The sequence below is a fragment of the Cyanobium sp. T1B-Tous genome, assembly GCF_024345475.1.
GTDB lineage: Bacteria > Cyanobacteriota > Cyanobacteriia > PCC-6307 > Cyanobiaceae > Cyanobium_A.
The window spans coordinates 41,961-52,073 of sequence record NZ_JAGQBE010000014.1 but is presented as its reverse complement, the minus strand read 5'-3'; the positions used below and the strand labels follow the sequence as shown (position 1 = coordinate 52,073).

Below are 10,113 nucleotides of genomic sequence, written 5' to 3'. Positions count from 1 at the left end.
CCTGCAAGTCGTTTCGGAAATCGGTCATGTCCCGGGTCTGCCAGCTCACCGGCAAGCGCGCCAACAACGGCATGGCCGTGTCGCACTCCCACGTGCGCACCAAGAAGCTCCAGCAGGTGAACCTGCAGGAGCGTCGCCTGTGGTGGGCCGAGGGCAACCGCTTCGTGAAGCTGCGCGTCTCCACCCGCGCCCTCAAAACCATCCAGAAGAAGGGCCTGGGCGCCTACGCCAAGGAACTCGGCGTCAACCTCGCCAAGATCTGAACCCCTGATGCAACGCCGGGCATTCCTGCACCGCCTGGTTGCTCTGTTGCCGGTATCTGCCGGCTCCTCAAGCCTGCTCGCCTTTGGCCGGCAGGCTTTGGCTTTGGGGGGCACCCTGCCCACCCTCAACGCCCCGGCGCCCGATTTCGACCTGCCCGGCATCGCGCCGGCCGCCGATGGCCAGGCCCTGGACACCCGGCTGACCCTGGCGGATTTCCGCGGGCGCTGGCTGGTGCTCTACTTCTACCCGCGGGATTTCACCGGCGGCTGCACCCTCGAGGCCCGCGGCTTCCAGAAGGATCTGGCCGCCTTCCAGGCCGCCAATGCGGCCGTGGTGGGGGTGAGTGCCGATGACGCCGACTCCCACGCCGACTTCTGCAGCAGCGAAGGCCTGGCCTTTCCCCTGCTCTCCGACCCGGCCGGCACCGTGAGCCGCGCCTACGGCAGTTGGATCGCGCCCTTCTCCCAGCGCCACACCTTCCTGATCGACCCCACCGGCGTACTGCGGGCCAGCTGGGTGGCGGTGCGCCCCAGCGGCCACAGCGCCGAAGTGCTGGCCAGCCTGCAGGAGCTGCAGTCCAGCCGGTAGGTCGTTAGGCCAGCCGGTACGTCATGAACCAGCCACTGCCGGGGCCTTCCACCTCCCAGCGGGGCAACCAGTGGCGCCAGCTGTAACGCACGGCGTGGCCGCCCCGGCCCACCTGCACGTAGCCGCCGGCGGGATTGTTGAGCTCGCCATAGGGGTCGTTGAACACCCCAGCGGCCGGTGCATAGCCAATCGCCAGGATCCAGTGGCCGCCACCGCGGGGAGCCTGGCTGGAGCCGTGGTGCAGAAAGCCCGTACCCACCGGAAAGCCAGCATCGATCTCCCGCTGCAGCAGGCTGCTGGTGCCGTGGGTGCCGAAGCGCGCCGCGATGCCGTAGTGGGCGCAGGCAGCGATCTGGGCCGAAGGGGAGGTGGTGTCGCCGAAGCGCAACACCGTGCGCAGATAGATGTCGTCGGCATTCGCGCCCAGCAACGCGCCAGGCCGCAGGTATTTGACGGCCATGGCGCAAGTACTCGAAAAGCACATCCGATAGGCCTGGCCTGGCAAGGCGCTGTCGGTTTGCACGTAGTACTGGCGCACCGGCAGCACGGTGCCGAGCGCCCCGGTGGTGGTGGAGCCCATACCCCCTGCTAGCAAGCACCGCCCGAGGCGTCCAGGGTCTGGAGCACCTGGCGGTGCACCTCCGTTTGTTGGCGCAACGCGGCCAAGCGAGCCGCTGGCGGCGGGGTGTCGAGGGCAGCGCTCCAGGAAGCCAGCAAAAGGGCCTGCAGCTCTGAGGACTGAACGTCAGATGCCGGCGCCTGATCCAGGCCCTGGCAGGGGCAACCCAGGGCAGCGGCGGCGGCGGCCACCTTGGGGTCGTAACTGAGGGCGGCGCAGGGCGCCCCGGAAAGGGCCGCCAGGATCAACCCGTGCAGGCGCATCGCCACCACCAGTCCGGCACCACTGCACACCGCCATGGCTTCGCTGGGCCGCTCCGCCAACACCTCGCGGCTGCGGCCCGCCAGGCCAGCCGGCAGCAGCCCCGCCTGAAGCAGTTCAGCCAGCAACCCCCGGTCCTGGCCGGCGTGGAAGGGCAGCCAGATCACCTCCCGATCCTGGGCGCCGGCCACCTGATCGAGGGCCTCCAGGTAGGGGCGCCAGGCCTGGCCCTGCAGCTGCTTGGTGGGCCGAAAACACAACACCAGGGGGCCCCCGGTGCCCCGCCAGGGCTGGGGCGGCACGGCCCACACCGGATCACTGCCCACCGGCCCCTCGCGCCCCAAGCGCTTGGCCAGGGCGGCCGACTCCCCATCCCGCCAGCTCACCGCCGTGGCCAGCCGTAGCAGGCGGCCCACCAGCAGCCGGCTGCGGCGGCGCCGCAAGGGCCCCAGGCCCTGGCCCCAGAGCAGCACGGGCTTGCCCTCCAGCCGGGCCGCCGCGATCAGGGCGGCGTAATAGAGGAGGCTGCGGAAGCTGGTGGAGTCCTGCAGCAGGCTGCCGCCGCCCAACACCAGGGCATCGCAGCGGCCCAGGGCCTTGAGCACCAGGGGCAGGGAGCGGCGCGGCACGGTCTCCACGCCGAAGCGCTCCTGCACCAACGCGCCGTCATGGGCGGTCACCAACGGCTGGCAGTGGGCGGGCAACTGGCCCAGCAGCACCTCCAACAAGGCGTCGTCGCCCAGGTTGTGCTCGCCGTAGTAGCCACACAGCAACACGCGCCGGCGGGCCTGGTCGGTCGTCTGGCTGGTCTCGCGCACGAGCCGGGGTTCACCGCCCCATCAGCATCGCACCCTGAGAGGATCAGGGCATGCACGCCCTCTCCCTACCCACGTGGTGGATCCACATCACCTCGGTGCTCGAGTGGATGGTGGCGATGCTGGCGATCCAACAGGTGGGAATCCGCCGGCAGGAAGGGGGCTGGCGCTGGTTGAGCCTGGCCATGCTGCCCGCCCTGGTGAGCGCCATGGCCGCCTGCACCTGGCACCTGTTCGACAACAGCCCCGACCTGCAGGGGCTGGTGGTGCTACAGGCCGGGCTCACGACCCTCGGCAATGGCACCCTGGCCCTGGCAGCCTGGAACCTGATGCGGCAACAGGGCCGAACCAACCCATGACAGGGCTGCTCAGCTGGCTGGCCGGGATCGATCCCACGCCCCTGTTCGTGCTGTCGCTACTGCCCTATCTGGCCTTCCTCTGGTGGGCGGGGCGGATCGAGGGGTTTCCGCGGCTTGCCCTGCGGGGATTCCAGATGACCTTGGTGTTCGTGGCGGTCACGATCGCCGCCGCCGTGGTGGCCCAACTGCGCTACGGCGCCCTGCTGGCCAATGTGGACCCGCTGCACGGCGGGGCCGAATCCCTGCTCACCCTCTCCAACCTGCTGGTGGTGCTGGGCTTCAGCGGGGTGGGGGCGGTGGTCACCTCCCGCCGCCCAGAGCCGTGATGCTGGGAGCCCTGGCCCTCGCCTTCAGCCTGGGAGCCGCACCGGTGATGGCGACGGCTCCTCCACCCCAAACGGCCGTGCTGCGGGTGGGCGTGGCCGATGGGGCCCAGCCCTGCTCCTACCGGGAGCGGGGCAGCTGGAGCGGCATGGCCGTGGAACTCTGGCAACGCATCGCCGACCAGGAACGGCTGCCCTACGTGCTGGTGCCCGGCGACAGTGCCGCCAGCCTGCTGGAGGCCACCCGCCGGGGGGATCTGGATGTGGCCATCGGCTGCATCACGGTGTCGCCGGAACGGCTCAGCACCACGCGCTTTTCCCTGCCGTTCCAGGAATCCGGGCTCGGGGTGATGACCCGACGCAACCAGCTGGAGCTGGGCACCTCCCTGCTGCGGGCCCTGGTGGCACCCGATTTGATCAGGCTGCTGCTGGCTTATTTGGTGTTGATCAGCCTGCTGAGCCTCGGGGTGTGGCAGGTGGAGCGCAACGGCAGCAATCCCGCCCGGTGGGAGGTAGGGCGGCGGCGCGCTTTCGCCCTGATCTTCCAGGTGCTGGCCACCGGCCCCGGCACCAACACGGTGGTGGTGAGCGCAAGGGGCCACACCCTGGTGTTCCTCGCCTATCTGGTGCGGATCGTCACCGCGTCCCTGTTGGTGAGCTACGTCACCCTGAATGTGGTGCGGGGCAACCAGGAGCTCACCAACCGCAACCTCCGCAACCTCCAGGATCTGGCCGGTCAGCGCGTGGCGGTGCGGCCGGGCACCGTGAGCGACGAGCTGTTGCGCCGGCTGAACGCCACCGGCCTCGAGCCGCCCATCCAGCTGCAGACGCTGGAGCGGATCACCCAGGCCGACCCACTCCTGGGCAGTGGGGCGGTGGATGCGGTGATGGCCGATGACATTCAGCTCGACTACCTGCTGCACCAGCTGCCCCACAAGCGCTATGGGCTGGCACTGCGCCAGCTCAACCCCCAGTCCCAGGCCTTTGCCCTGTCACCGGCACTGAGCGACAACCAGGCGAACCGCATCAACGTGGCCCTCGGCCGTCTCAAACGCGATGGGGTGGTGACGCGGCTGCGGCAACAGGCAATGAACAAGTCTTAAGCAGCAGGCCCCCGAAGCGAACGGACCCGGAAGATGGGGCGTCGGCATCCGTTCCATGATCGCTCCGCTTCTGGCTCTGGCCCCCGCCTCCATCACCTGGTCTCCCAAGGTGGCGCTGGTGATGATCGTCTGCAACGTGATCGCCATTGCGATCGGCAAGGCCACGATCAAGCACCCCAACGTGGGCCTGCAACTGCCCAGCCCCAGCCTGTTCGGCGGCTTCGGCCATGGCGCCATGCTCGGCACCCTGAGCCTGGGCCACATCCTCGGCATGGGCGCCATCCTGGGCCTGGCCTCCCGCGGCGTCGTCTAGGGGCGCAGCACGGGCGTGATCAGCGCCAGCCGAGCAGATAGGGCAACGCCTTGAGCCCATAGCGCTCAAAGCGGTAGTGAAACAACAGGGCGGAGAGATCCTCCGCCGTTGTGGTCTGCAGTCCCTGCAGCAACCGCTCCAGGCGGCGATCCCCCCGCTCGCCGGCCAGGCCGAGCCAGGTGCGGCGCGCCAATCGGCCGCTCAGGCTCCAACGCCAGCCCAGCTCTCGTCGCAGCAGGGCTGGGTAGCGATCCAGCTGGGCTGGGTCCTGCGGGCGAGCCAGAGCCTGCAGCAGCAGGGGCGCCAACACCCGGGCACTGGCCAGGGCATGGCGAATGCCCTCGCCACCCAGCAGGTTGGCGGTGCTCACCGCATCCCCCAGGCCGATCAACGGGCCCTGGCGATGCCGCTCGCGGCGACGCACCGTGCTGCGGATGCGCCCGCCGTGGCGGTCGAGCACCAGTGCTCCCTCCAGGCCGCTGCGCTGCAGCAAGGCCCCGAGTTCCTGCCCCAGCGGCCGCTGATCGCGGCCCTGATCCTGGAGGCGGCACACCCCCACCTTGAGCTGTCCCGGTGCCATCGGGAACACCCAGCCGTAGCCCTGCTGCACCCAGTGGCTGCCGAGGAAAAAGCTGAGCCGATCCGCCCAGGCGGCAGAAACCTCCGGGCTCACCTGCAGCAACCACTCCACCCCCAGGCCGGCCACCAAAGGATCGTCCTGGCCAGGGGGTTCACCGATCAGGGCCCGGCCTTCACCGCTGGCATCCACCACCCAGCGGCTGCGGATGCCGCGACGGACGCCCGAGCCATCCCGCACCCAGGTGATGCAGCTGCCTGAAGGCTCCATCTGCCAGCCCAGGGCCGTGACCCCCAGCTGCAGCCGCGCACCCCAGCCGAGGGCCTGATCCGCCAACCACTGGCGCAGGGCGCCGAAATCCAGCACGGCCCCCAGGGGCTGGGCCGCACTCCAGTGGCGCCGCTGATCCCCCGGCCCCACCAGCTGCCAGCCGCTCCAGCGGGCGGCCACCACCTGGGGCGGCAGGCCGTAGCGCTCCACGGCATCCAGGGGCAGGGCCGCACTGCTGAAGGCGGCCTGACGCAGGTCGCTGAGGCGATCCACCAGCACCACATCCACACCGGCAAGCGCCAGCAGGCGAGCCAGCTCGGCACCGGCTGGGCCAGCACCGACCACCAGCACCTCACAGCCCGCGTCGACAGAAGCGATGGGACGCAGGCTCAGACGGCGACAGGCTGGGCAGCACCCGTGCGCTTGGACGACAGCACGGCGGCGAAGCGCTCCAGGATGCGATCGGCCATCTGGGGCGGGGTGAGGCCCAGGCTCTGCTTGCTCTGGTCGGGGCTGGCATGGTCCACCAGCACGTCGGGAATGCCGATCCGCAGCACGGGCACCAGCACGTCGTGGTCGACGAGGGTTTCCACCACCGCGGCCCCAAAGCCACCGGCGAGGGCGCCTTCCTCCATCGTCACCACCTTGCCGATGCGCTGGGCCATCGGCAGGATCAGGGCCTCATCGAGGGGCCGCAGGAAGCGGGCATTGATCACGGCGGCGCGCACGCCCTGTTCTTGCAGTAGGCCGGCGGTGGCCATCGCCGGGGCCACCATGGCGCCGTAGGCCACGATCAGCAGGTCGTCGCCGTCGGTGAGCAGCTCACCGCGGCCGATCTCCAGGGGTTCGAAGCCCTCCTCCGCCAGGGGCACACCCTCCCCTTCTCCCCGGGGAATGCGCAAGGCACAGGGGCCGCTGTGGTGGATGGAGGTCACGAGCATGCGCTGCAGCTCGGCCTCATCCTTGGGCGCCATCACCGTGAAATTGGGGATGGCCCGCAAGTAGCTGATGTCGTATTGGCCCTGGTGGGTGGGGCCATCGGCCCCCACCAGGCCCGCCCGGTCGAGCACAAAGGTGACAGGCAGGTTCTGGATGCCCACGTCATGGATGAGCTGGTCGAAGGCGCGCTGCAGGAAGGTGCTGTAGATCGCCACCACCGGCTTGAGCCCCTCGCAGGCCATGCCCGCCGCCATGGTGACTGCGTGCTGTTCGGCGATGCCCACATCGAAATACTGGTCCGGCAGGGCCTTCTCCAGCAGATCCAGGCCGGTGCCGGTGGCCATGGCGGCGGTGATGCCCACCACGGTGGGGTCCTGTTCGCAGAGCTTCACCAGCGTCTGGCCGAACACCTTGCTGTAGCTGGGGGGCTTGGGCTTGCTGGAGGGATAGGCCTTGCCGGTGGCCAGATCAAAGGCGCTCTGGGCGTGGTAGCCCACCTGGTCGGCTTCGGCGTAGGCGTAGCCCTTGCCCTTGGTGGTGGCCACGTGCACCAACACGGGCCCCTCGGTGCGGTGGGCCTGCTCGAAAGTGCGCACCATCCCGGCGATGTCGTGCCCATCGATCGGGCCGATGTAGGTGAAGCCCAGCTCCTCGAACACGGCACCCACCTTGGGCACCGCCAGGCGCTTCATGCTCTCTTTGAGGGTTTTGAGCTCGGTGGGCAGCTCGCCGTGCAGGAAGGGGAGGTGCTTGATCGCCTCCTCGGCATTGCCCTGCAGAAACTGGAGCGGCGGGCTCAGCCGCATCCGGTTGAGATAGGTGGAGAGGGCGCCCACCGGAGGACTGATCGACATGTCGTTGTCGTTCAGCACCACCAGCAGCTTGGTGTTGGGCAGGTGGCCGGCGTGGTTGATGGCCTCCAGGGCCATGCCCCCGGTGAGGGCGCCATCGCCGATCACCGCCACGCATTTGAAGTCTTCACCGCGCCGATCCCGGGCCAGGGCCATGCCCAGGGCCGCCGAAATCGAGGTGCTGGCGTGGCCGGCGCCGAAGTGGTCAAAGCGGCTCTCACAGCGCTTGAGATAGCCCGCCACACCGTCCTTCTGGCGCAGGCTGTCGAAGGTTTTGTAGCGGCCCGTCACCAACTTGTGGGGATAGGCCTGGTGCCCCACGTCCCACACCACCTTGTCGTGGTCAAGGTCGAGGGTTTGGTAGAGGGCCAGGGTGAGTTCCACCACCCCGAGGCCCGGGCCGAGATGACCGCCGCTGGTGCTCACCACCTCGAGATGCCGCTCCCGGATCTGGCGGGCAATGGCTTCGAGCTCTGGCGTGCTCAGGCCGTGCAGCTGATTCGGATGATTCAGCTCGCTGAGATGCATGCACAACCCTGGAGGTGGGGTGCAATCTAGGCCTTTGCACCCGCCCGAAGGTGCCGATTGCGACACTGGTGCCATGAGCGAGGCCCCCCAGAGCTATTTGCAGCGCATCCTGCGGGCGCGGGTGTACGACGTGGCGATCGAATCCCCCCTCGATCCCGCCCCGAATCTCTCGGCGCGCCTGCACAACCGGGTGCTGCTGAAGCGCGAAGACCTGCAGCCGGTGTTCAGCTTCAAGCTGCGCGGCGCCTACAACAAAATGGCCGGGCTCAGCGCCGCCGAACTGGAGCGCGGCGTGATCGCCGCCAGCGCCGGCAACCATGCCCAGGGGGTGGCCCTCGGGGCCCAGAAGCTGGACTGCCGCGCCGTGATCGTGATGCCGGTCACCACGCCGGAAATGAAGGTGAAGGCCGTGGCCGCCCGTGGCGCCGAGGTGGTGTTGCACGGCGACAACTACGACGCCGCCTGCACCGAGGCCATCCGCCTGGGGACGGAACGGGGGCTCACCTTCATCCACCCCTTCGACGATCCAGATGTGATCGCCGGCCAGGGCACGATCGGCCTGGAGATCCTGCGCCAGTGCTCCTCACCGCCGGATGTGATCTATGTGGCCGTGGGCGGGGGCGGCCTGATTGCCGGCATCGGCGCCTACGTGAAAACCCTCTGGCCCCAGGTGCAGATCGTGGGGGTGGAGCCGGTGGATGCGGATGCCATGACCCGTTCCCTGGCTGCCGGAGAACGGGTGCAGCTGGAGCAGGTGGGTCTGTTTGCCGACGGGGTGGCCGTGCGCCAGGTGGGCGAGCACACCTTTGCCCTGGCCCAGCAGACGGTGGATCGCATGGTCACCGTGGACACCGATGCCATCTGCGCCGCCATCAAGGACGTGTTCGAGGACACCCGCTCGATCCTCGAACCGGCTGGCGCCCTGGCGGTGGCGGGCATGAAACGGGATGTGGCCCAGCAGGGGCTCCATGGCCTCACCCTGGTGGCGGTGGCCTGCGGCGCCAACATGAATTTCGATCGGCTGCGCTTCGTGGCCGAACGCACCGAGATCGGCGAAGACCGCGAGGCCATGCTGGCGGTGGAAATTCCCGAGCAAACCGGCAGCCTGCGACGCTTCTGTGGCGTGCTGGGCCAACGCAGCCTCACCGAATTCAGCTATCGGCTGGCCGATCCGCGGGTGGCCCACATCTTTGTGGGGGTGCAGACCAGCGGCAGCGCCGATGAACAGGCCCTGATCCACGACGTGCGCCGGGCGGGCTTCCCCTGCCTGGACCTCTCCAAGGACGAACTGGCCAAGCTGCACCTGCGCCACATGGTGGGTGGACGCCTGCCTGCCAGTGCCGGAGCTGCCCTCGAGCAGGGGGAGGAACTGCTCTACCGCTTCGAGTTTCCCGAAAAGCCCGGAGCCCTGATGGCGTTCGTGAACGCCCTGCACGCCAGCTGGAACATCAGCATCTTTCACTACCGCAACCACGGAGCCGACGTGGGCCGCATCGTGGTGGGGGTGCAGGTGCCCCACGGGGAGAGGGCCGCCTGGCAGGAGTTCCTCAAGGGGCTCGACTACCAGCACTGGGATGAGACCGAAAACCCGGCCTACCGGCTGTTTCTGGGCCCCAGCACCGCCTCCTTGCCAGCCCTGGCCTGAGCCCGAACAGCTGCGGTACCGTGCGGCCATGCACACAGGCTCAGCGGCCACTGAGGCGATCCAGGGTCTCTCGCTGCCGGCGCGGATGGAGGCCATCCTCTATCTCAAGGGCCGGCCCATGAGCCTGGCCGAGCTGGCCGAGATCGCCGCCGTGAGCCGCGAAGAAGCCGAGTTGGGGCTGATCACCCTGATCACGGATTACGCCCACCGCGACACCGCCCTGGAGGTGCGCCAGGAGGGAACCCGCTACAGCCTGCAGCTGCGCGACGGCCTCGGCGACCTGGTGCAGAACCTGCTGCCGGTGGACCTCTCCACCGCCGCCCTGCGCACCCTCGCCACCATTGCGCTCAAGAAACGCATCCTCCAGTCGGATTTGGTGGAGCTGCGCGGCTCCGGCGCCTACGACCACATCAAGGAACTGCTGGCCCAGGACTTCATCGAACGCAAGCGCCAGAGTGAAGGGCGCTCCTTCTGGCTCACCCTGAGCGAGAAATTCCACCGCACCTTCGCCGTCAAGGCCGCCGACCTGCAGCCCCGCGCCAGGGCGATCAAGGCCGAAGGGACCGAACCCGAGCCGGCCCCAGCCCCGGAGCCATCACCAACCCAGGATGAAGGCTGGGAAGAGGCTGCCTAGAGTTCCACCACCGAGCCTTCCGCC

General features: G+C 68.9%; 12 protein-coding genes. 8 read left to right on the top strand and 4 right to left on the bottom strand.

Translation table 11 applies throughout. The features are described from left to right. Positions 1–26 precede the first annotated feature (26 nt). Positions 27–263 (top strand): 50S ribosomal protein L28, encoded by a 237-nt coding sequence (gene rpmB, locus KBY71_RS05555; RefSeq protein WP_015108262.1) that lies wholly within the window; start codon positions 27–29, stop codon positions 261–263. Positions 264–270: 7 nt separating this feature from the next. Continuing rightward, positions 271–852 carry a peroxiredoxin gene (locus KBY71_RS05550; protein WP_254927961.1) on the top strand — a complete coding sequence of 194 codons (582 nt, stop codon included), beginning with the start codon at positions 271–273 and terminating at the stop codon, positions 850–852. A 4-nt stretch (positions 853–856) separates the two neighbouring features. Here KBY71_RS05550 and KBY71_RS05545 read toward each other — a convergent pair whose 3' ends face one another. Then, entirely contained in the window at positions 857–1,432 is a 576-nt protein-coding gene (locus KBY71_RS05545) for a C39 family peptidase (RefSeq protein ID WP_254927960.1), read from the bottom strand. 8 nt (positions 1,433–1,440) lie between these two features. Further along, positions 1,441–2,550 carry a polysaccharide pyruvyl transferase CsaB gene (gene csaB, locus KBY71_RS05540; protein WP_254927959.1) on the bottom strand — a complete coding sequence of 370 codons (1,110 nt, stop codon included), beginning with the start codon at positions 2,548–2,550 and terminating at the stop codon, positions 1,441–1,443. Between the two features lie 50 nt (positions 2,551–2,600). Here csaB and KBY71_RS05535 point away from each other — a divergent pair, with 50 nt between their 5' ends. From KBY71_RS05535 to psaK, 4 genes are read left to right on the top strand one after another with little or no spacing between them, the layout of a single operon-like run. Further along, the gene (locus KBY71_RS05535) at positions 2,601–2,906 is read left to right on the top strand and encodes a DUF2499 domain-containing protein (RefSeq protein WP_254927958.1); all 306 of its coding nucleotides are present in this window, start codon (positions 2,601–2,603) and stop codon (positions 2,904–2,906) included. Beyond that, complete coding sequence (locus KBY71_RS05530) at positions 2,903–3,232, top strand: DUF3593 domain-containing protein (RefSeq protein WP_254927957.1); 330 nt, start codon at positions 2,903–2,905, stop codon at positions 3,230–3,232. Before KBY71_RS05535 ends, KBY71_RS05530 begins: the two co-directional genes overlap by 4 nt. Beyond that, positions 3,232–4,332, top strand: a complete 1,101-nt coding sequence (locus KBY71_RS05525) for a transporter substrate-binding domain-containing protein (protein ID WP_254927956.1) — start codon at positions 3,232–3,234, stop codon at positions 4,330–4,332. Before KBY71_RS05530 ends, KBY71_RS05525 begins: the two co-directional genes overlap by 1 nt. Positions 4,333–4,387: 55 nt before the next feature. Continuing rightward, positions 4,388–4,645, top strand: a complete 258-nt coding sequence (psaK, locus tag KBY71_RS05520; protein WP_190389438.1) for a photosystem I reaction center subunit PsaK — start codon at positions 4,388–4,390, stop codon at positions 4,643–4,645. Positions 4,646–4,664: 19 nt separating this feature from the next. Here the strand turns inward: psaK and KBY71_RS05515 are convergent, their stop codons facing one another. Next, on the bottom strand, positions 4,665–5,837 hold the full coding sequence (locus KBY71_RS05515; RefSeq protein WP_315858526.1) for an NAD(P)/FAD-dependent oxidoreductase: 1,173 nt from the start codon (positions 5,835–5,837) through the stop codon (positions 4,665–4,667). Between the two features lie 44 nt (positions 5,838–5,881). Further along, positions 5,882–7,810, bottom strand: coding sequence for a 1-deoxy-D-xylulose-5-phosphate synthase (dxs, locus tag KBY71_RS05510; protein ID WP_254927954.1), 1,929 nt, complete (start codon positions 7,808–7,810; stop codon positions 5,882–5,884). 73 nt (positions 7,811–7,883) lie between these two features. On the opposite strand from dxs, the gene ilvA reads away from it, so the two are divergent. After that, complete coding sequence (gene ilvA / locus KBY71_RS05505; RefSeq protein ID WP_254927953.1) at positions 7,884–9,455, top strand: threonine ammonia-lyase, biosynthetic; 1,572 nt, start codon at positions 7,884–7,886, stop codon at positions 9,453–9,455. 28 nt (positions 9,456–9,483) lie between these two features. Beyond that, entirely contained in the window at positions 9,484–10,089 is a 606-nt protein-coding gene (gene scpB, locus KBY71_RS05500) for an SMC-Scp complex subunit ScpB (protein ID WP_254927952.1), read from the top strand. The last annotated feature ends 24 nt before the right edge of the window (positions 10,090–10,113 follow it).